Below are 20,878 nucleotides of genomic sequence, written 5' to 3' on the forward strand. Positions count from 1 at the left end.
ACCTAGGGCCAGGGGTGCAGCTGGCTGCGGCCGGTGTGGGGGCTCGCGGGTGGCAGGTGCGGGCGGTGGAGAGAGCCGGGGCTGATGTCCTCGGGGCCTGCTTCGGGGGAGTGCAGGACGGCCCAGTTGGTGCGGGTGCCGGTTCTGGTCGGGGAGGAGCCGCAGGCCTTCGCGAGCTCGGTGATGATGCGGATGCGGAGGGGGTCGACGGGGTGCGGGCCGGGTGGGGTGTTGTCGGTGACGGCGACGGTGAGGAGATGGCCGCGGAGCTCGAGGCGGAGGGTGAGGTCTGCGGTGGAGTTGTCGAGGGCGGTGCAGATCAGTTCGTTGGTCAGGAGGACCGCGTCGTCGAGGAGGGTGGTGCAGCCCCAGGTGGTGCAGACGTCGGTGACGTAGGTGCGGGCGTTGTGGGCGCTGGACTGGTGGGGTGGGAGCGCGATGACTGCCAGGTGGCGGAGCGGAGTACGGCGGGCCGCTGCTCGGGCTTCGGGCAGGGTCGGGTGGATGCGGACGAAGCGGCCGAGCGTTTCCAGCGAGGGTGTGGGTACGGCGTCCAGCGCCGCGCCGGAGGCCAGGATGAGTTGCACGCCGGACCACAGCGCCGCGCGGCGGGCGGCCATCGAGAAGACGTTCAGGGCGTAGGGCTGGTCGAGGCGGGCCAGGCTCAGGTCGACCACGATCGCGGTCGGGTGCTCGGCCACGCACTTCATCAACGTGTCCCGCACGCGGGGGACGGCCGAGAGCGAGAGGGCACCGGTCAGGGTCACCACCGCGGTGCCCGGGGTCGCGTCGTCGACCGCGATCATCAGCGCGGCTCCACCTGCTCTGATCAGCTGTTCCGGCACGCCGTGGTCCATGGCGAGTCACCCCCGGGGCGTCGTCCACCGGCCCGTACGGCGCCGGCGTGTGAGCCACGTTACACCTGATCAAATGTCAGATCTGCCCCTCGTACGGGCTGGAAATCCGCCGCCGGGCGAGCCACATCTCCTCGCGCAGGACAGATGCGGCGCCTTGGGGGTGGCGTGTGCCAGGGTAGGTGCGTCGGGTGGGCGCGTGGAGGTGAGTGGCGTGAGGCAGCGCGTGGCGGCGGGACTGTTCGTGCTGGCGTTCGCGATGGCGGGGGTCGCGGCGGGGCACGGGAACGCGGTGCAGGATCGGGCCGAGGCCAAGGGGTGTGAGCTGCTGCTCGAAGGGGCGCCGCCGGAGGCCGGGCGGGGCAGCGGTGAGGAGCCGCCGCTGATGGTGACCAAGGAAGCGTCGGGGCTGGTGAAGGGGCACGTGTTCACGCCGGCGGCGTTCCTGATGGCGAAGTCGACGTGTCCGGCGGCCGGGATGTGGGAGAGCTGGCAGGGCAGTCAGCACCTGGACGGTGTCGAGTTCGTCGAGTCCGACCTGGCCAAGGTGCACGTGTACGACGGTGATCCGCTCGGCAAGCGGACCTGGCGCGGCCCGCAGGGCGTCGAGGCGCAGCCGGTCGACGTGGACATCCGGCTCGGGACCGACATCCAGCCGGTGGCGAGCATCCCGCAGGAGGACGGCGGGGTCGAGTCGACGTACGTCGTACTGAGGTACTCGCCGGACGACAAGGGCCTGGTCCCGTACGGCGGGGTTGGCGTCACCGTCGAGAAGCGCTGTGGCGAGAGCTGGTCGGAGCTGGCGAAGACCGGGACCGACGCCGAGCGCGGCGAGTTCACGGTCGCCGTCCCGGCGGGGGAGTGTGCGGAGGAGCTGCGGGCGACCGCCGACGACGCCGACGACACGTGGGGCCGGCCGGTAATTCTTACGAATTAAACCTGGACAGCGCCCGGGAGCAGGAGATACTTGAGAACCTCAAGTAACCCCACCGCCCTGGGAGCGACGCATGACGCTGTCACGTAGAACATTCATGGCCGGAACCGGAGGGGTGCTCGCCAGCATCTCGGTCGGGTCGGTCCTGCCGGAGCAAGCGCTGGCCGCGAGCACGGCGGCGCGCATCGACCTGGCCCTCAACCGCCCGGTGAAGGTCTCCTCGACCGCGTACGCCGCGACGCCGGCCCAGTTCGCCGTCGACGGGCTGGCGCACACCGGCGTACAGGGCTCCGGCTGGCGGGCAGCGAGCGCCGACCCGCAGTGGATCGTCGTCGACCTCCAGGCGCGTTGCCGGGTCGAGGCGGTCACGCTGACCTTCGAAGGCAAGGCTGGTGACCCTGCCTTCGACCTGTCCGGCGGCAACCCGTATGGGCAGACGCAGGGCCATGAGGTCCTCTCCAGCTCCGCGCTGGACTTCCGCGTCGACACCTCCACCGACGGTACGACGTGGCGCACGGTCCACCAGGCGACGAACAGCCCGGGTGGCCAGGTGCAGGTCGCGCTGACCACGCCGGTCAACGCTCGCTACGTCCGGCTCACCGGAACCAAGCAGGCCAACGCGAACCCGCTCGGCCTCAACGGGTTCCAGGTGTACGGCACCGCCTCCACCAGTCGTCCCCCGGCGACCGGCTGGACCTCCTGGGGCACCCACCACGGCACACCGCCCGCGCTGAAGGCAGAGCCCGACGGCACGGTCCCGCTGGAGTCCGGCTGGTCGCTGACCATGGACGACTTCGCCGCCACCCAGGATGGCGCCACGCTGAGCGGCACCGGGCAGGACACGTCCAGTTGGCTGCCGGCCGTCGTACCGGGCACTGTGCTGGCCACGCTGGTCGAGCAGGGGCATTTCCCCGACCCGGTGGAGGGCATGAACAACCTGGAGATCCCGGAGGCGCTCAGCCGGCACAGCTGGTGGTACCGGCGCGCGTTCGACCTGCCGAAGGGGCTGGACGTCAGCGCGGGCCGACGGATCTGGCTGGAGTTCGACGGAATCAACCACCAGGCCGACGCGTGGCTCAACGGCGTCCAGGTCGGCACGGTGAAGTCGCCGTTCGCCCGGGCCGCGTTCGAGGTGAACCTGAAGGCCAAGAACGCGCTGGCGGTCCGGATCACGCCGATGCCGCACCCGGGTCAGCCTGGCGACAAGGGCGACGCCGGGCAGGCGTTCGTCCAGTCCGGCAAGCTCTGGCAGGACTCGCCGACGCTGCTGTCGGCGTCGGGCTGGGACTGGATGCCCGCGGTGCGCGACCGCGCCGCCGGGATCTGGAACCACGTGCGGCTGCGGTCGACGGGTGACGTCGTACTCGGTGACGCCCGCGTCGTGACCAAGGTCCCGGAGCGCGCGAAAGCAACCGTCGCCATCACCGTGCCGCTGCGGAACGCGGCAGCAGCGGACCGCACAGTCAACGTGAAGGCCGCCTTCGACGGTACGACGCTGACGAAGACCGTCACCCTGAAGGCCGGCGAGAGCACGCAGGTCGCCTTCGACGCCGTCACGGTGCAGAACCCCAAGCTGTGGTGGCCGAACGGCTACGGCGACCCCGCGCTGCACACGCTGACCACCACCGTCGCGATCGGCGGCCGGACCAGCGACACCCGCAAGACCACCTTCGGCATCCGCGAGTTCGGCTACAGCTACGACCTGCCGATCAAGGTCGACCCGGCGACCAACTCCGCGCCGCAGACCGTGCAGCTCCCGCAGCAGACGAAGCGGTTCGTCCGCATCCAGGGCCGGCGCCGCGCGACCGGCTGGGGCTACTCGCTGTGGACGCTCGCGATCAAGAACGGCGACGGTGAGGACCTGGCCAGGGCCGGTACGGCGACCGCCTCGTCCGACGATGGCAGCCCGGCGCCGAACGCGATCGACGGCAACGACCGCAGCCGCTGGGCGTCGCAGTACACCGACGACCAGTGGATCCAGGTCGACCTCGGCGCCGCCAAGACGTTCGACCGGCTCGAGCTGCTCTGGGAGACGGCGTACGCGTCGCTGTTCGTCGTACAGGTCTCCGACGACGGCGACGAGTGGACCGACGTGCAGGAGGTCAGCAACGCGCCGGTCCCGTTGAAGATCAGCGTGAACGGCGTCCAGATCTTCTGCCGTGGCGGCAACTGGGGGTACGACGAACTGCTCCGCCGCGTCACGCCGGAACGGATGCGCGAGCTGGTCGGCCTGCACCGGGACATGAACTTCACCATGATCCGGAACTGGATCGGCTCCAGCACGCGTGAGGAGTTCTACGCCGCCTGCGACGAGAACGGGATCCTGGTCTGGAACGACTTCTGGGAGGCCGGCGAGTTCTCCGACGACCTGCCCGGGTACGTCGAGATCGCGCGCGACACCATTGTCCGGTACCGGACGCACCCGAGCATCGTGATCTGGTGCGGCGCCAACGAGCAGCACCCGCCGGCCGGGATCGAGGCCGGACTCAGCGCCGCCGTCCGGGAGGAGGACGACGAGATCCTGTACCTGCCGGACTCGGCGGCGGGATTCGTGTCGGGGCACGGGCCGTACTACTGGGTCGACCCGGCCAAGTACTTCGACGCGAACACCTACGACACGTTCAACTTCGGCTTCCACACCGAGATCGGGATGCCGACGATCCCGGTCGTCGAGTCGATGCGCAACCTGGTCGGCGAGGATGACGAGGGCTGGCCGATCGGGACGCCGTGGTACCACCACGACTGGTCCACGCACGGGAACCAGCGGCCGGAAACGTACCTCCAAGCGATCGACGAGCGGCTCGGGTCGTCGAGCGGGCTGGAGGAGTTCACCCGCAAGGCGCAGCTGGTGAACTACGAGAACATGCGGGCGATGTTCGAGGCCTGGAACGCGCACCTGTGGGAGGACGCGTCGGCGCTGCTGCTGTGGATGTCGCATCCCGCCTGGCACAGCACGGTGTGGCAGACCTACGACTACGACCTCGACGTGAACGGGAGCTACTACGGCGCCCGGAAGGGGTGCGAGGCGATCCACGTCCAGGCGAGTCTGCCGGGCTGGAAGGTTGCCGCGATCAACCACACGACGGCGCCGCTCGATGCGACGGTGACGGCGGAGCTGTTCGATCTGCAGGGGAAGCGGCTCAAGACGCAGCAGGAAGCCGTGTCAGTGGGGGCCTCGGGCAAGGCTGACTCGTTCGTGGTTGCCTTCGGCGACGAGCTCCCCGCGTTGCACCTGCTGCGGCTGAAGCTGACGGATGCCCGGGGCAAGGTGCTGTCGGAGAACACGTACTGGCGTTACCGCGCAGCGTCCGACGTACAGCAGCTGAACACGTTGGGCCGAGCACGGCTGAACGTCAGAACGACCGCGGGCAAGGGAAAACTCACCGCCACGATCCGGAACGACGGGAAGACCGTCGCGCCGCTGATCCGGTTGTCACTGCGCGACCGGAACAACGAACGGGTACTGCCGGCGCTCTACAGCGACAACTATTTCTGGTTGCTGCCGGGTGAATCGCGGACGGTGACCGTCACCGCGAAGGCGAGCGGGACGCTGAAGCTGCTGGTCGATCCTTACAACGGCTGAAAGTCGTCGGGGTCGCCGAGGGTGATCCCGAGGGCCGAGGCCATCGCCAGGGTCACGGCGAGCGCGTCGATCGGGGAGGAGTTCGCGATCGTCGCGCCGCCGAGGCTCGCGATGCCGCGGGCTCCCTCCCAGGTGCAGTCGACGAAGACCGCGCCGTTGGCCTTCACCTGGGAGAACTCGGCGCCGGTCAGGTCGCAGTGCCGGAAGACCGTGCCGGACAGGTCGGCGGAGACGAAGTCGGCGCTCTGCAGCCGGCAGTCGGTGAACTCGGTCCGGACGAACTTCGCGAACCGGAACGAGCTGAAGTCGAGCACGCTGTCCCGCACGGTCACGTGCTGCAGGTTGAGCGCCGGTCCCGCGAAGCCGGTCAGCCGTGACGAGCTGATCGCGACCCGGCTCGCCGACGCGTCCGACCAGCGCGCGTTGGCCAGATCGCAGTGGTCGAGCACGAGATCGACGAGCACCGCCTTCTCCAGGTCGGACCCGCCGAGATCACACCGCGTCAGCCGGCACCCGCTGATCTCCAGGTGCTCGGCCGCCAGTCCCCGCAGCTCCACGTCCTCGAGCTCCAGATCCAGCAACCGGTCCTCGTCCTCGATCTCGTCGACCGCGGGAGCCTGCCGGTCGAGGTCGGAACGAAGGCGGGGCGTGGCGATCTTCTGTGGCGGCACTCAGGCACCGTACCCGACCGCGGCGGTGCCGATGATCGCTGCGTGCTCGGTGTCCTCGGTGACCGTCACGTCGAAGTCGAACACGTCGCGGACCAGGTCGAAAGCGCCCGAGATCGAGCCGCCCAGCACGACGCGGGTGACCTCGAAGCGGTCGAGCCACGGAGTCAAAGCCTGAGCAAGACAAGTGAACGCGTCGACCAGCACCTCCAGGGCGCGAGACTCACCCGCACGCGCCGCGTCGGCGACCTCCTTCACACCCGGCGCGGAACCGTACGCCGCGAGGATGGCCCGGGCGGAGATCCAGTCCTCCAGCGGCTTCCCGCGGAACGTCGTACGGTAGAGCTCGCCGCCGGGTGGGACGGTGTCGCCGGTGCGGACGACGCGGCCGTCGGCGAGGAACGCGGTGCCGATGCCGGTGCCGATGGTGACGCCGACGCAGCGGGACAGGCCCTGCAGCGTCCCCGCCGTCCACTCGCCGACGGCGAACGCCTCGGCGTCGTTCACGAAGACGACGCGGTCGAGGTCGAGCAGCTCGCGCAGCGACTTGCCCAGGTCGTGCCCGTACAGCGAGTCGAACTTCTCCACCCCGCGGTACCACGCGACCCCGGTCGCGTAGTCGAACGGTCCGGGCAGCGCCAGCGCGAGGCCGTTTGCCAACGGCAACTGCGCGGCCGCTTGGCCAAGTTGTGCCACGATCCGGTCCGCCGAGGTCTTCGAGTCCAGCGGCGTCCGGCGGACCGATTCGACCGTCCACACGCCTGGAACCACCACCGCCGCGGTCACGTGGCTCCCGCCGACCTCGAGTACCGCGACGCCCGCATCGTTGCTCATGACCCCCATCATCGCCGATCACCCCGGGCCGCGAGGCACACTGGTGGACATGGAAACCTTCGAGGTCGACGGGATCACGCTCGCCTACCACGTGGCCGGCAACGGCCCGGTCTGCCTGGTCCATCCCGGCGGCCCCGGCATCCACTACGAGTACCTGCGGATGCCGGAGCTGGAGCAGCACCTGACGATGGTGTACGTCGAGCCGGTCGGCACCGGCCACTCCGACCTGCAGCCCGACGGCGACTACAGCATGGAGCGGTACGCCGACTACTCCGACCGCCTGATCCAGCACCTCGGCGTCGACAAGGCGTACTTCCTCGGTCACTCGCACGGCGGTTTCGTCGCGCAGCAGATCGCCCTCGACCACCCCGAGCACCTGGCCGGCGTGATCGTCTACGACAGCATGGCGTTCAACGGACCGGAACTGCACGAGGCCGCGAGCCGCAAGGTCGACGAGTACGTCGCCGCCCGGAACAACGACGCCCTCGCCCAGCAGGTGCTGCAGGCCTGGCAGGAGGACGACGATCTGCCGGACACCAAGGAGCGCCACTTCGACAACCTCAGTCGCCTGCTGCCGGTCTACTTCAAGGACTACCCGGCGATGGAGGACAGCCTCGCCGACTGGCTCCCGACGCTGGACCTCACCGTCGACCCGAACCGCAAGCCCGCGGAGTGGGACGTCCGGGAGCGGCTCGGCGAGATCTCGGTGCCGGTGCTGATCATCGCGGGCCTCGCGGACTTCATCTGCGGGATCGAGTTCGCCCGGCAGCTGCACGACGGGATCCCCGGCTCGGAGCTGGTGGTGCTCGAGGAGAGCGGCCACTTCGGGCACCTGGAGGAGCCCGCCGCGTTCCAGCAGGCGGTCCGGAAGTTCACCGCGGCCCACTGAAACGGGACGCGCCACCCCCGGTCACAGGGCGGCGCGCCTGTGGAACCATGGAGACGGCGGTCCACGGCCGCCCCCGCCCAGGCAAGGAAGTGACCCGTTTTGCACGCCGCGAGGACAGCCACGTCCGCGGTGCTGACGCTGAGCGTCGGCGTCGCGGTGCTCGGCCATGCTGTCGCCGGTGGTGAGGTCATGGTGACCGCCCTGCCGCAGCTGCTCGCGCTCGCGGCGGCGTGCTGGCTGCTCGGCGACCACCTCGCCGGGCGGCAGGAGCTCGCGATCGTCGTCCTGGCCGCGATCCAGCTCGTCGTGCACTTCTCGCTCGACTCGGCGCACCACATGATGCACAGCGGCGGCGCCGCCGGTTCGCTGACGATGGCGACGGCGCACCTGGTCGTCCTGCTCGTCGGCATCGGCCTGATCGACCGGACGCACCAGTGGGTGACCCGCGTACGCCGGATCGTCGCGCGGCTGCTCCCGGCGCTGCCCGCGCGGGTCGTGGCAATCCCAAGCGCAGACCGTGCACCTGGCGTCGTACGGGCGGCACCGGAGTACGGGCAGCACTGGCTGACCTCGAGTGTGTCGCGGCGCGGACCACCGCGCGGACGGGCAGTCCCCGTTCCGTCCTGAACCGGTCGCGCCCGCGCGGGACCGGCTCCCGTGCGTCCGCGAAAGGCTCACCCATGTTCAGAAGAGTTGCCCTGCGCGCCGCCGCGATCTCCGCGGCCTCCGCGCTCGTCCTGGTCGGTGCGGCGACCTCCGCCTCGGCCCACGTCACGGTCTCGTCGCCGGACGCCAAGCCGGGCGGCTACGCCAAGCTGGTGTTCCGGGTTCCGACCGAGTCCGACACCGCCAGTACGACGAAGCTGGTGGTCTCGCTGCCGAAGGACCATCCGTTCGCGTTGGTCGGGGCGCAGGTGAAGGACGGCTGGAAGGTGGTCAAGACCACCGAGACGCTGCCCTCGCCGGTGAAGATCGGCGACGTGACGCTGACCAAGGCGATCACCACGGTCACCTGGACGTCGACCGGTGCCGGCGTACCCGCGAACGACTTCGACGAGTTCGCGCTGTCGGTCGGGCGGATCCCGGAGGGCGTCGACTCGCTCAGCTTCCCGGCCGAGCAGACCTACAGCGACGGCGAGGTGGTGAAGTGGGCCGAGATCGCGAAGAGCGACTCCGACAAGCCCGAGCACCCGGCGCCGTCACTGAAACTCGCGGCCGCGATCACGCCGGTGGCGGCGGACACCGACGACGGCGATGACGACGACGAGGCGGGTTCGGACGTGCTCGCCCGGTCGCTCGGTGGGGCCGGTCTGGTGCTCGGTCTGATCGCGCTCGGTCTCGCCGTCCGCCGTCCGGGCAAGGCGAACTGACCGTGCGCAAAGTCCTCGCTGTCCTGGCCGCGTCGCTCGTCGTACTGGTGTCCTCCACCGGTACGGCGGCGGCGCACGCCAAGCTCGACTCGATGACGCCGGCCGACGGGACCACGATGGCGGTACCGCCGACGCAGGTGGTGCTGACCTTCAACGAGCCGGTCGGCAGCACCGGCGCGCAGCTGCAGGTGAAGTCGCCGACCGGGGTGAACGTCGCGCTCGGCGACATCCAGGTGATCGACAACACCGTCACGCAGCCGGTCGGCGCGATGATCGAGACCGGCCGGTACCAGGTCGACGCCCGGATCGTGTCGGCCGACGGGCACCCGATCACGGTCACCGGCGCGTTCACGGTCAGCCACGCCGGTCACGACCCGAACTCCCCGGTCACGCCGGCGGCGGCACCGCCCGACGACAACTCCAACGTGGTCACGATCGTCGCGATGGCGCTGGTGATGCTGGTCGTGGTCGCGCTGGCGATCGTCATCGTCCGCCGCCGCCCGGCCGCATGACGCTGACGAAGCGTCCGGCCGGATGAGCGCCCCGGTCCTGCCGAGGCGCCCGGTCGTCGCCGGAGTAGTTGCCTCGGGCATCGTTGTCTGCGTCGTCGCGCTGCTGGCTGCCGGCGGTGCTCCGAAGCCGTTGCCGGCCGGACTGCACGGCGCGAGCCTGCCGGTGTCGTGGGCGGTGCCGGTACTGCGACTGCTCGCCGATGGTGCTGCGATCGTTTGCGGTGGCGCGGTGCTCGCGGCGGTGCTGCTGCTGAAGCCCGAAGCGGGTGGAAAGCTCGGTGTGCAAGGGCTCAAGGCTGTTCAGGATGCTGCCGTTGCCGCAGGGATCTGGGCGGTGGCGAGCATCGGCGGGTTGGTGGTGACCGCGTCGGTGATCCTCGGGCTGCCGTTGTCGCATCTGGCGGAAGAGGCCGCGGCGGCGGGACAGCTCGACCAGGTGCGGGCGCTGGCGGTTGCGGTCGCGCTGACCGCCGTACTGGCTGTGGTGCTGAGTGGATGCCGGACTGTCCGTACGGCGCGCGTCAGCCTTCTGCTGATCGCGCTGGCGATCGCCGGGCCGTTGCTGACCGGGCACGGCGCGATCGAGCGGACGGCGTTCTGGAGCGTGCTGGCGACCGCCTCGCTGGTCGTGCACGTCTTCGCGGCGACCGCGTGGATCGGCGGCCTCGGCGCGCTGGTCCGCTACACCCGCGAGCGGACGGCGATCGAGTACTTCAGCTACCTCGCGCTGGTCTGCGCGATCACGATCGGCGTCACCGGCCTGCTCACCGCGGAGATCCACCTCGGTGGCCGCGAGGACGGCTGGGGGCTGATCACCCAGTGGGTCACCACCGGGTACGGCGCGCTGGTGTTCGCCAAGGCCGTCGCGTTCGCGGTACTGGTGGCCATCGGGTGGCGGCACCGGCAGGCGACGCTGCCCGCGTTGGCGGACCGTCCGGCGCTGTTCTACCGGCTCGTCGCGGTCGAGCTCGTGGTGATGGCCGGGACGGTCGGGCTCGCGGTCGCGCTCTCCCGGACCCCGTGAAGAGATCGGTGATCTGTCAACCAGCCCGTATGCTTGGTAGATGGCTGAGGTGCAGTGGCTCGATGCGCGTGAGGCGCAGCTGTGGCAGTCGTACCGTGACTCCTACCGGGAGCTGACCGCCGCTCTCGAAGCCCGGATGACCGCGAACGGCGGGGTCTCCGCGGCCGACTACGCCCTCCTGCACCCGCTGTCCTCGGCGGAGGACGGCCTGCTCCGGACCCGTGAGCTCGGCCGGTCCGTCGGCTGGGAGCGCAGCCGCCTGTCGCACCAGGTGAGCCGGATGGAGAAGCGCGGCCTGGTGGTCCGCGAGGAGTGCCCGTCCGACGCCCGCGGCTCGATGGTCCGGATCACCCCGGCCGGCCGCGCCGCGATCGAGGCCGCCGCCCCGGACCACGTCGACGCCGTCCGGACGTACCTGTTCGACAAGCTCAGCCGCGAGGAGCAGGACCTGCTCGCGGTCCTGCTCGACCGTGTCCTGAGTGGTCTGCCGACGCGCGATCTCTGCAGCACCGGTCCGTCGTCCGACAGCGATTCCTGAACCCGCGCCGACCCGCTTCCGGGGCCTTTCCCGATCATCAGGTTGACATGTCATCTCGATTTGCTATTTTTGGTGATGCATCACCAAAACACTCCCGCTTCTCGAAGGACTGACATGCCCAAGATCGCGATCATCCTCGGCAGCACCCGCCCCGGCCGCAACGGCGCGGCCGTCGCCGAGTGGGTGCTCGACATCGCCAAGCAGCGCTCGGACGCCGAGTACGAGCTGGTCGACATCGCCGACTACAAGCTGCCGCACCTGGACGAGGCCATGCCGCCGGCGATGGGCCAGTACACCCAGCCTCACACGCTGGCCTGGGCGGAGAAGATCGCCTCCTTCGACGGCTTCGTCTTCGTCACCCCGGAGTACAACCACTCCACCTCGGGCGCGCTGAAGAACGCCATCGACTTCCTGTTCGCCGAGTGGAACCACAAGGCCGCCGGTTTCGTGAGCTACGGCTCGGTCGGCGGTGCCCGCGCCGTCGAGCACCTGCGCCTGGTGATGGGCGAGCTCCGCGTCGCCGACGTCCGCTCCCAGGTCGCCCTGTCGCTGGCCACCGACTTCAAGAACTACAGCGAGTTCGCCCCGGCCGAGTACCACGTCGCCGAGGTCCAGACCGTGCTCGATCAGGTCGTCGAGTGGAGCGGCGCGCTGGCCCACCTGCGCCGGCCGGCCGCCGCCTGATCCGTACCGTTCCCCAGCCCCTGCGCTCGCCGTGAGCGCAGGGGCTGTTCGCGTGGAAGTGGTGGTCACTGCCAGTACTCGCAGGTTGCGGCCGGTGACACGCCGTCACGGGCAGCGAAGGGCTGGTCGGCCGTCAAGAATGAGTCTCGTTCAGATGCGCGCTGAATTTGACAACGATTTTCATTAACGGCAGGATCGATCGACGTCGGCGGGGGGAACTCGCCGGACCCATCGCACCGTGAGGGAAAACTGATGTCCGAAGCGCTGAACAGACGTGGGTTCCTGGGGCTGGCCGGGGGACTGGGGCTGGCCGCGATCGCCGGCTGCGGGAGTGGCGGGGGATCGGCTGCCGCGCAGCCGCAGCAGGGCGGGCGGCTCCGGGCCGTGTACGCCGGGGGTGGCGCCAAGGAGGTGCTCGACCCGCACGTGCAGAGCCTGTTCGTGGACATCGCGCGGCACAAGGCGATCTACGAGAAGCTGGTCGAGCTCGGGCCGGACCTGAAGCCGGTGCCGCGGCTGGCGGAGAAGTGGGAGCCGGACGCGCAGGCCGCGACCTGGCGGTTCACATTGCGGGACGCGACCTGGCACAACGGGAAGTCGCTGACCACCGAGGACGTGCTCTACAGCCTGGCCCGGATGGCCGACCCGTCGGTGCCCGAGCGAGTCGCCCAGTCGTCGCTCGCGACCCTGGATCTGAAGCGCTGCCGGGCCGTCGACAAGCGGACCGTGGAGCTGACGCTGACCGCGCCGAACGCCGAGTTCCCGGCGTTGCTGGCCGGGATCGGCACGCAGATCGTGCCCGACGGGTTCAAGGACCCGACCAAGCCGATGGGCACCGGCGCGTTCACCTACGTCTCGTTCGAGGCCGGCCGGTCGCTGGTCGCCAAGCGGTACGCCGACTACTGGGACGGCGCCGCCCGGATCGACGAGCTGCAGATCCTGTCCGCCGATGCCGAGGCCCGCGCGAACGCGCTGCAGGGCGGGCAGGCGGAGTACGCGAACGACATGACCGCGACCTTCGCGCGGACCGCCGAGGCCGGCCGGACGGTGCGGATCGTCGCCGCCAAGGGCAGCACGATGCACGCGTTCGTGATGAAGACCGACCAGGCGCCGTTCGACAACCCCGACGTCCGGATGGCCTTCAAGCTGCTCGTCGACCGGCAGCGGCTCGTGGACGTCGTACTGGCCGGGCGCGGTGTGGTCGGGAACGACCTGTTCGGCAAGGGCTACCAGTACTACCCGGACGGCCTGCCGCAGCGCGAGCGGAACCTCGACGAGGCGAAGGCGCTGCTGAAGAAGGCCGGCCTGGTGAACAAGGAGATCGAGATCTTCACCGCCGACGCGTCGGCCGGGTTCGTCGAGGCGGCGACGCTGCTGGCCGAGCAGGCCGGTGAGGCCGGGGTGAAGCTGAAGGTGACCACCGGCAGCACCCAGACGTACCAGAAGGACCTGCTGACCAAGGGCGTGATCGGCAGCCACCGCTCCGGCGCGATGCCGATCCCGCAGTACGTCACCGACCGGCTGCTGTCGAAATCGCCGTTCAACGTGACGCACTGGCGGCGGCCGGAGTTCGACGCGGCGTTCGTCGCGGCCCAGGTGCTGACCGACGAGACGGCCCGCGCGGCCAAGTACGCCGAACTGCAGAAGACGCTGCGCGACGAGGGCGGAATACTGGCCTGGGGCCACCCGGACTACCTGGTCGCGGTGTCGTCGAAGGTCCAGGGGGTGCAGGCGGTGCCGCCGAACACGCTGGACCAGGGCCGGTTCGACAAGGTGTGGCTGGCCTGAATGCGGGCCTACGCGGCCCAACGGGCGGCCCTCGCGGTGCTCCAGCTCGCCGTGCTGTCGGTGCTGGTCTTCGTGCTGACCTCGCTGCTGCCCGGTGACGCGGCGGACATGCGGTTCACCGAGACGCTGACGCCGGAGCAGGTGGCGTCGTTGCGGGCGCAGCTCGGGCTCGACCAGCCCGCGGTCGAACGGTTCGCGACCTGGGTCGGGAACGTGCTCAGCGGTGATCTCGGGACGTCGCTGATCAGCGGCGGGCCGGTGCTCGACATCGTGAAGGCCTCGGTCGGCGCGACGCTGGTGCTGACGGTGGCCACGCTGGCGGTCGTCGTACCGGTGGCTGTTGCCCTCGGCATCTTGATGGGAACGCGGGAGAACGGACGGCTGGACCGGACGATCACCTCGATCACGCTGGCGCTGAGCGCGATCCCGGACTTCGTGATCGCGGTGGTGCTGGTCGCGGTGTTCTCGCTGAAGCTCGGGTGGCTGCCGGCGACCTGGGTCGGCGGGGACCTGCTGGCGAGCCCGGTGCTGCTGGTGCTGCCGGTCGGTGTGCTGCTGGGGCGGACGGTGTGCCTGCTGTCGCGGCAGGTGCGGGCGGGGACGATCAACGCGTTGCACGCCGAGTACGTCGTACAGGCTCGGCGGCTCGGGGTGCCGCGGCGCCGGTTGCTGTTGCGGCACGTGCTGCCGAACGCCGCGGTTCCTGGTGTGCAGGAGCTGGCGCGGACCGGGGACACGTTGCTCGGTGGGGTGCTGGTGGTGGAGGCGATCTTCGCGATCCCTGGTTTCGCGACGGCGCTGGTGGACGGTGTCGAGACGCGGGACCTGCCCGTCGTACAGGGCCTGACGCTCGTGCTCGCGGTGGCCGCGCTGGTGATCAACCTGGGAGCGGATCTCGTCTGCAACCGGCTGGTCCCGCGGACGGAGCTGCTGCGATGAGAGCCCGTACGCCGGTCGCCGTCTCGCTGCTGCTGGTCCTGATCCCGTTGCTGGTGGCCGCTTTCGGGCCGCTGATCCCGCTGGATCCGCCGCCAGGGCTGCCGTACGAGCGGAGCGCCGGGCATCCGCTGGGGACGGATGGGCTCGGCCGCGACGTGCTGCAACTGTTGCTGGTCGGTGGACGAACAGCGCTCGGGATGGCGATCGGGGCGGTCGCTGTCGCCTACCTGGTCGGTGGGTTGATCGGCCTGGTCGCGGCGTCGACGCGGCATCGCTGGCTGGACGAGCTGCTGATCCGGCCGCTGGACGTGCTGCTGCCGCTGCCCTCGTTGCTGGTGATCAGCGTGGTCGCGGTCGGCTGGCGGGCTTCGGCGCTGGCGATCACGCTGGCCGTGGCGGCTGTCAACGTGCCGACCGTCGCGCGGCTGGTGCGTGCTGCTGCGTTGGATGCGGCGAGTGGCCCGGTCGTGGAGGCGCTGCGGATGCAGCGGGAGAGCTGGTTCGGCATCCACCTCGGGTACGTCGGGCGCGCGGTCCTCGGGCCGGTCGCCGCGGACGTCGGGACGCGGATCACGCTCGCGGTGTTCCTGGTGGCGTCGGTGAACTTCCTCGGGCTCGGACTCAGCCCGACCGCGCCGGACTGGGCGGTCAGCGTCAGCCGGAACCGGGAGGGCTTGCTGCTGCAGCCGTGGGCCGTGCTGGCGCCCGCGCTGTTGCTGGTCGCGTTCACGCTCGGCTTCAACCTGCTGGCCGATCGTATGGTGCACCGCACCCGCCGGATGGCGGAGGTTTCTCAATGAGTAGTGCACTGGTCCGTGTCAGCGGTTTGGGAGCCACAGTCGGCTCATCCATCCTCGTCGATCAGGTGGACTTCGAGATCTATGCCGGACAGGTCACTGCCCTGGTGGGCGCCTCGGGTTCCGGCAAGACGACCTCGGCGCTCGCCCTGCTCGGCGAGCACGGGGATCGCGTGCAACTGTCCGGCCTGGTCGAGGTCGCCGGGAGAGTGGTTGTCGACAGCAACGGCCCGACCGCGGCCGCGGCCCGCGTCCGCGGGAGCGTGGTCGCCTACATGCCGCAGCATCCGGGCAGCGCGCTGAACCCCGCCCGCCGGATCGGCGCCGGGCTGCACGAGCTGCAGAAGCTCCACCACCCGGGCCAGGATGTCGTACCGGAAGCGCTCCGCGCGGCCCAGCTGCCGCAGGACCGCAAGACCCTGCGCCGCTTCCCGCACCAGTTCTCCGGCGGCCAGCGCCAGCGGATCGCGCTGGCCCAGGCGCTCACCTGCCGGCCGCGCGTGCTCGTCCTCGACGAGCCCAGCACCGGACTCGACTCGATCACCCGCCTGCAGCTGGTCAACGAGCTGCGCGAGCTGGCGGGGGAGGGGCTCGGGATCCTGCTGCTCAGTCACGATCTCGACCTGGTCCGCGCGCTCGCCCACCACGTCGTCGTCCTGGACGCCGGGCAGGTGGTCGCCGCCGGCGACCACGACGTCCTGCCCGAAGCTCCGGAGCTCCCGGTCGGCCGGGGAACCATCCACACCGCCGAGCCGTTGCTCCAGGCAACGAAGCTGTCCGCGCGGGTGCGTGGGCGGGAAGAGATCCTGCGAGAGGTCGACCTCAGCGTGCTGCCCGGAGCCTGTGTCGGCGTGGTCGGGCGGTCCGGGAGCGGCAAGACCACGCTCGCGCGCTGCCTGGCCGGCCTGCACGAACGGTACGCCGGGGAGATCACCCTCGACGGTGCCGCCCTTCCCGTCCTGCGGAAGCGCTCGGCCGAGCAGAACCGGCGCGTCCAGTACGTGTGGCAGGAGGTTCGCGGGTCGTTCGACGAACGGCGCCCGGTGGTCGACCAGGTCGCCCGGACCGCGCAGCGGCTCCGCGGCTTCCGGCCGCTGGAGTCCCGCGACGCGGCGGTCGCCGTACTGGCTCGGCTCGGGGTGTCGGCGATGGTCGCCGGTCGCCCGCCGAGCCGGTTGTCCGGCGGCGAGCTGCAGCGGGCCGCGCTGGCTCGCGCGCTGCTCGCGAAGCCCGACGTCCTGATCTGCGACGAGATCACCACCGCGCTCGACGAGCACGGGACCGCGCTCGTCGTCGAGCTGCTGCAGGAGCTCAAGGCCGAGGGCACCGCGCTGGTCTGGATCAGCCACGACCTCGGCCTGGTCGCCGCCGTCGCCGACGACGTGCTGGTGATCGACGCCGGCCGCATCGTCGAGCAGGGACCTCCTGCCGCCGTGATGTACCAACCGTCCAATGAGGTGACCCGCCGGCTGGTGAGAGCCGCGCGCGTCGGACACGAACCCCCGCCTCCGCCTGTGCTGACCACTAGTACTGACACGAGGAGCACCCCGCAGTGACGATCCCTGGCCCAGCCCGGCTGCACGACCATCTGGCGGAGGCGATCAAGGACCCGGACCCGATCCGCGTGGGCGACGACCTGATCTGCCTGCGGTTCGAGACGATGAAGGTGTACTCCGCGCTCGGCGCCGTCCGGCACCTGCTGGAGACCGGCGCGGTCCGGCCGGGAGACACGCTGATCGACAGCTCCAGCGGGATCTACGCGCACGCGCTCGCGCTGGCCTGCCACCGGTACGGGATGAGGTGCCACATCGTCGGCTCGACCACTGTCGACCGGACGCTGAAGATCCAGCTCGAGATCCTCGGCGCCACCGTCGAGCAGGTGCCGTCGTCGAACAACCTGCAGCTGGACCAGAACCTGCGGGTCCGCCGGATCGCCGAGATCCTGCGCGACAACCCGACGTACCACTGGATGCAGCAGTACCACGACGACATCCACTACCTCGGGTACGGCGCGGTCGCCGACCTGGTCGACCAGATCGCGCCGGCCGAGCCGCTGTGCCTGGTCGGCGGCGTCGGGACCGGCGCGTCGACCGGAGCGATCGCCGCGTTCCTGCGCGACCGCGGGCGGGACGTGAACCTGGTCGGCGTGCAGCCGTTCGGCAGCATCACGTTCGGCGCCGGGCACACCCAGGACCCGGAGATGATCATCGCCGGGATCGGCAGCTCGATCGAGTTCCGCAACGTCCGGCACGAGCTGTACGACCGGCTGCACTGGGTCTCCTTCGACTACGCGATGTCGGCCGCGGTCGACCTGCTCCGGACCTCCGGGGTGTTCGCCGGGCTGTCCGCCGGCGCGGCGTACCTGTCCGCGCTGTGGGAGCACAACTGCGACAGCAGCCGGCAGCACGTGTTCCTGGCCGCCGACACCGGCACCCGGTACGTCGAGTCCGCTTTTTCCCGGCATGCCGAGGCGAAGCCGATGGCCACCATGCGGCCGCGCGAGATCGACTCGCTGGAACAGCTCGCGGTGCCGTGGTCGGCGATGTCCTGGGACCGGCGCGAATCGGCCTGGACGCAGCGCGAACAGTTTCCCTCTGCGACTCCGTCGCATTAGCCTGGTGGTCATGTCGGGGTATGTGCTGCTGCCGCAGTTGTTCACGGCAACCGAGGTCGGGCGCCTGCGGGACGCGGTCGAGCAGGTGCACGCGCGGGTCGTCTCCGCCGCCGAGGCCGGGGAGACGACGGTGACGGTCTGGCCGGACGGGCACCGGCTGGAGGAGATCGACGGCACCACGATCCACTGGGAGCCGGACGCGCCGGGCAAGGCGGTCCGGTCGCTGGCGCCGGTCTCCCGTATGTCCCCGGTGATCGACGCGCTCTGGACCGATTCGCGGCTGACCACACCGATGGGCTCGTTGCTGGGGGCATCCACGCTCGGGCCGTTCGTGGCCAAGCTCAACTTCAAGCGGGCCGGCGTCGGGTCGGAGTTCGCCTGGCACCAGGACTTCCCGTACTGGTACTGCTGCGCGGGCGCGGCGGCGTACGACATCGGGACGGCGATCGTGATGCTCGACGACAACACCGTCGCCAACGGTGCGATGACGCTGGTCCCGGGCAGCCACCTGGGCGGTCCGGCACCGCGCGATCCCGCCGACCCGACCGGGCTGCTCGTCGACCCGCGCGCGGTCGGCGGGCCGACGGTGACCGTCGAGGCGCCGGCCGGGTCGGTGCTGATGTTCCCCGGGATGATGGTGCACCGCTCCGCCCCGAACCGGACGGCGACGGACCGCCGGTCGCTGCTGTTCTGCTTCCAGCCTGCGGGTCGTCCCGAGCTGTCCGCCCTGACCTATCGCCCTGAAAGGCTGGCCGATCTCCCATGATCGAATCCGTCCCTGCCCTGGTTTCCTCCGTCCTCGCCGGTGAGCGCGGTCCCGCACCCGCTGACGTGTCGGTGACCAGTGCGTTCTGGCTGCACAACACGACGCGCCTGCCCGGCGCCGACGTCACGTACAAGAACTACTACGTGCTGCTGCGCGTGGGCGAGGTCTTCGGGGCGTGCGCCTTCGAGGAGGGCGAGCTCGATCCGTCGTACTGCGCGGACACGTCGGGGGTCTCGCTGGAGGACCTGCTGAAGGACGCGCCGCTGCCGGTCCGGATCGCCGCGCTGGACGCCTACCTGGCCTCGGTCGAGCCGCACCACACCGCTGATGCCGAGGAGATCGTGCTGCCCGCCGGTACGCCGGACGTCCGCGCCCGCGCGCGGGACGCGGCCGTCGCCGGCCTGCTCGACGTCGCGCCCGGTGCGAAGGTCGCACTGATCGGTGTCGTGAACCCGCTCGTCGACGCGATCACGTCACGAGGTGGCATCTGTTTGCCGTGCGACTTCAACCTGCGCGAGACCGCGTCCGGGGTGCCGGTTTCCCGCGACATGACGCAGGTTCTGGACGCCGCCGACGCGGTCGTCGCGACCGGAATGACCTTGAGCAACGGGAGTTTCGACGTCCTCGTCGACCGTTGCCGTGAGCAAGCGAAGCCGCTGGCGGTCTATGCTCAGACCGGGAGCGCGGTCGCCCGCGCCTTCCTCGGCTCCGGTGTCACCGCGGTGTCCGCCGAGCCCTTCCCCTTCTCCCAGTTCAGCTCCCGCCCGTCGAGCCTGTACCGCTACCACCTCCAGGACGGATCCCGTACGTGAGCACCGACAGCAGAAACCCCGCTGCGCCCTCGACCACGATCGACGCCCACCACCCAGCAGCCACCGAGGCGGTCCCGGGCGACCTCCGAATGGCGCGGCGGCTGTGGCCGTTCCTGCTGGCCTCGACGGTCAGCCTGATCCCGTTCACCGTCTTCGGCATGTACCTGGTGCCGATCGCTGACGCGGCCGGCGGCAGCGTCGCCGAGATCGGCGGGCTGCGGGGGCTCGGCGGCCTGGCGGCGCTCGTGGTCGGCTTCGCGCTCGCGCCGTTGATCGACCGCTTCCCGCGCGAGCTGGTCGCCGCCGGAGGTCTCGCGCTGCTGGGGCTCTCCGCACTGCTCGGTGCCGTGGGCAACGTGTTCGCCCTGGCCGCGTTCTGCCTGCTGATCGGTGCCTCGACCTCGATCCTCGGCCCCTCGATCGGCGCCGCCGCGGCCGACCGGTTCACCTCTCCGGCCGCCGCGGGCCGCGCCGCGACACTGGTCTCCGCGACCACGTCGATGATGGCGATGCTCGCGGCGCCGGTGCTCGCCGTACCGGGGATCGTCTGGGGCTGGCGCGGCAACCTGGTCGCCGCCGCGGTGACCTCGCTCGCGCTGTCCGTCGCGTTCTTCTGGCGCGGCCGCGGCCGCCAGGCGCCGCTGCGCGCCGACGGCGCGGTCCGGATGAGCTACCTGGCGACGTACCGGGCGCTGGCCCGGATCCCCGGCGGCGTCCCACTGCTCGCCGTCGCGATGCTGCGCACCGCCGCCTTCATGGGTTACCTGGCCTACCTCGCCGCCTTCTACGACGAGAAGTTCTCCCTCGAGCCCGGCTGGTTCGCGCTGGTCTGGTCGCTGAGTGGCGCGTCGTTCTTCCTCGGCAACCTGTTCGCCGGCCGATTCCTTGCCCAGGACAACAATCGGCTCACTCCCGACAAGCTGCTGGTCGCCGGGGTCGCGGTCGCGCTGGTCAGCGTCGGCGCGTTCTACTTCTCACCGACCCTGCCCACCACGCTGGTCCTGACCGCGCTGATGGGCGCCAGTCACGCGACCGTCGCCGCCTGCGTCACCACCCTGCTCGTCCGCCGCAGCGGCGACCTGCGCGGCTCGGCCCTCAGCGTCAACGCCGCCGGCATGTCGCTGGGCACCTTCCTCGGCGCCGCGATCGGCGGCCTCGGCCTCGGCCTGGCCGGCTACCCCGGTACGGCGGCCGCCTTCGCGGCGATCACCCTCCTGGCCCTGCTGCTCGCGCTGCGGGTCCGCAGCCAGGCCTGACCCCTTATACGCTCCG

Annotated in this window: 20 protein-coding genes; 17 read left to right on the forward strand and 3 right to left on the reverse strand. The window is 70.6% G+C overall.

Annotation, left to right across the window (positions count from 1 at the left end; translation table 11 throughout):
* Nucleotides 1–2: 2 nt before the first annotated feature.
* Nucleotides 3–845: a hypothetical protein gene (locus ACZ6Z4_RS22690; RefSeq protein ID WP_465567808.1), complete on the reverse strand. Its 843-nt coding sequence runs from the start codon at nt 843–845 to the stop codon at nt 3–5.
* Between the two features lie 223 nt (nt 846–1,068).
* Between ACZ6Z4_RS22690 and ACZ6Z4_RS22695 the strand changes: the two genes are divergently transcribed.
* Nucleotides 1,069–1,791 (forward strand): hypothetical protein, encoded by a 723-nt coding sequence (locus tag ACZ6Z4_RS22695; RefSeq protein WP_465567811.1) that lies wholly within the window; start codon nt 1,069–1,071, stop codon nt 1,789–1,791.
* A 70-nt stretch (nt 1,792–1,861) separates the two neighbouring features.
* Nucleotides 1,862–5,371, forward strand: coding sequence for a discoidin domain-containing protein (locus ACZ6Z4_RS22700; RefSeq protein WP_465567814.1), 3,510 nt, complete (start codon nt 1,862–1,864; stop codon nt 5,369–5,371).
* On the opposite strand, the gene ACZ6Z4_RS22705 is transcribed toward ACZ6Z4_RS22700, so the two are convergent.
* Both ACZ6Z4_RS22705 and ACZ6Z4_RS22710 read right to left on the reverse strand, forming a co-directional pair.
* The gene (locus tag ACZ6Z4_RS22705) at nt 5,359–6,042 is read right to left on the reverse strand and encodes a pentapeptide repeat-containing protein (protein WP_465567817.1); all 684 of its coding nucleotides are present in this window, start codon (nt 6,040–6,042) and stop codon (nt 5,359–5,361) included. The genes ACZ6Z4_RS22700 and ACZ6Z4_RS22705 overlap by 13 nt on opposite strands.
* Entirely contained in the window at nt 6,043–6,873 is an 831-nt protein-coding gene (locus tag ACZ6Z4_RS22710) for an ROK family protein (RefSeq protein WP_465567820.1), read from the reverse strand.
* A 49-nt stretch (nt 6,874–6,922) separates the two neighbouring features.
* On the opposite strand from ACZ6Z4_RS22710, the gene ACZ6Z4_RS22715 reads away from it, so the two are divergent.
* From ACZ6Z4_RS22715 to ACZ6Z4_RS22785, 15 genes are all read left to right on the forward strand, one after another.
* Nucleotides 6,923–7,762, forward strand: a complete 840-nt coding sequence (locus tag ACZ6Z4_RS22715) for an alpha/beta fold hydrolase (protein WP_465567823.1) — start codon at nt 6,923–6,925, stop codon at nt 7,760–7,762.
* Between the two features lie 129 nt (nt 7,763–7,891).
* A complete protein-coding gene (locus tag ACZ6Z4_RS22720) occupies nt 7,892–8,389 on the forward strand; it encodes a hypothetical protein (RefSeq protein WP_465567826.1) in 498 nt (165 codons plus the stop codon).
* A gap of 53 nt (nt 8,390–8,442) precedes the next feature.
* Nucleotides 8,443–9,132 carry a YcnI family copper-binding membrane protein gene (locus ACZ6Z4_RS22725; protein WP_465567829.1) on the forward strand — a complete coding sequence of 230 codons (690 nt, stop codon included), beginning with the start codon at nt 8,443–8,445 and terminating at the stop codon, nt 9,130–9,132.
* A gap of 2 nt (nt 9,133–9,134) precedes the next feature.
* On the forward strand, nt 9,135–9,644 hold the full coding sequence (locus ACZ6Z4_RS22730; RefSeq protein ID WP_363665537.1) for a copper resistance CopC family protein: 510 nt from the start codon (nt 9,135–9,137) through the stop codon (nt 9,642–9,644).
* A gap of 22 nt (nt 9,645–9,666) precedes the next feature.
* A complete protein-coding gene (locus ACZ6Z4_RS22735) occupies nt 9,667–10,668 on the forward strand; it encodes a CopD family protein (protein ID WP_465567833.1) in 1,002 nt (333 codons plus the stop codon).
* 40 nt (nt 10,669–10,708) lie between these two features.
* The gene (locus ACZ6Z4_RS22740) at nt 10,709–11,206 is read left to right on the forward strand and encodes a MarR family winged helix-turn-helix transcriptional regulator (RefSeq protein ID WP_363665535.1); all 498 of its coding nucleotides are present in this window, start codon (nt 10,709–10,711) and stop codon (nt 11,204–11,206) included.
* Nucleotides 11,207–11,320: 114 nt separating this feature from the next.
* Nucleotides 11,321–11,890: an NADPH-dependent FMN reductase gene (locus tag ACZ6Z4_RS22745; protein WP_465567836.1), complete on the forward strand. Its 570-nt coding sequence runs from the start codon at nt 11,321–11,323 to the stop codon at nt 11,888–11,890.
* Nucleotides 11,891–12,142: 252 nt separating this feature from the next.
* Entirely contained in the window at nt 12,143–13,678 is a 1,536-nt protein-coding gene (locus ACZ6Z4_RS22750) for an ABC transporter substrate-binding protein (RefSeq protein ID WP_465567839.1), read from the forward strand.
* Nucleotides 13,679–14,617: an ABC transporter permease gene (locus ACZ6Z4_RS22755; protein WP_465567842.1), complete on the forward strand. Its 939-nt coding sequence runs from the start codon at nt 13,679–13,681 to the stop codon at nt 14,615–14,617.
* The gene (locus tag ACZ6Z4_RS22760) at nt 14,614–15,417 is read left to right on the forward strand and encodes an ABC transporter permease (protein WP_465567845.1); all 804 of its coding nucleotides are present in this window, start codon (nt 14,614–14,616) and stop codon (nt 15,415–15,417) included. The genes ACZ6Z4_RS22755 and ACZ6Z4_RS22760 overlap by 4 nt, the downstream gene beginning before the upstream one ends.
* Nucleotides 15,414–16,970, forward strand: coding sequence for an ABC transporter ATP-binding protein (locus ACZ6Z4_RS22765; RefSeq protein WP_465567848.1), 1,557 nt, complete (start codon nt 15,414–15,416; stop codon nt 16,968–16,970). The genes ACZ6Z4_RS22760 and ACZ6Z4_RS22765 overlap by 4 nt, the downstream gene beginning before the upstream one ends.
* On the forward strand, nt 16,967–18,028 hold the full coding sequence (locus tag ACZ6Z4_RS22770) for a pyridoxal-phosphate dependent enzyme (RefSeq protein ID WP_465567851.1): 1,062 nt from the start codon (nt 16,967–16,969) through the stop codon (nt 18,026–18,028). The genes ACZ6Z4_RS22765 and ACZ6Z4_RS22770 overlap by 4 nt, the downstream gene beginning before the upstream one ends.
* Before the next feature lie 10 nt (nt 18,029–18,038).
* Nucleotides 18,039–18,794, forward strand: a complete 756-nt coding sequence (locus tag ACZ6Z4_RS22775; RefSeq protein WP_465567854.1) for a phytanoyl-CoA dioxygenase family protein — start codon at nt 18,039–18,041, stop codon at nt 18,792–18,794.
* On the forward strand, nt 18,791–19,606 hold the full coding sequence (locus tag ACZ6Z4_RS22780) for a Rossmann-like domain-containing protein (RefSeq protein ID WP_465567857.1): 816 nt from the start codon (nt 18,791–18,793) through the stop codon (nt 19,604–19,606). The genes ACZ6Z4_RS22775 and ACZ6Z4_RS22780 overlap by 4 nt, the downstream gene beginning before the upstream one ends.
* Nucleotides 19,603–20,862 carry an MFS transporter gene (locus ACZ6Z4_RS22785; RefSeq protein ID WP_465567860.1) on the forward strand — a complete coding sequence of 420 codons (1,260 nt, stop codon included), beginning with the start codon at nt 19,603–19,605 and terminating at the stop codon, nt 20,860–20,862. The genes ACZ6Z4_RS22780 and ACZ6Z4_RS22785 overlap by 4 nt, the downstream gene beginning before the upstream one ends.
* Nucleotides 20,863–20,878 lie beyond the last annotated feature (16 nt).

Source organism: Kribbella sp. NPDC104740, assembly GCF_055583505.1.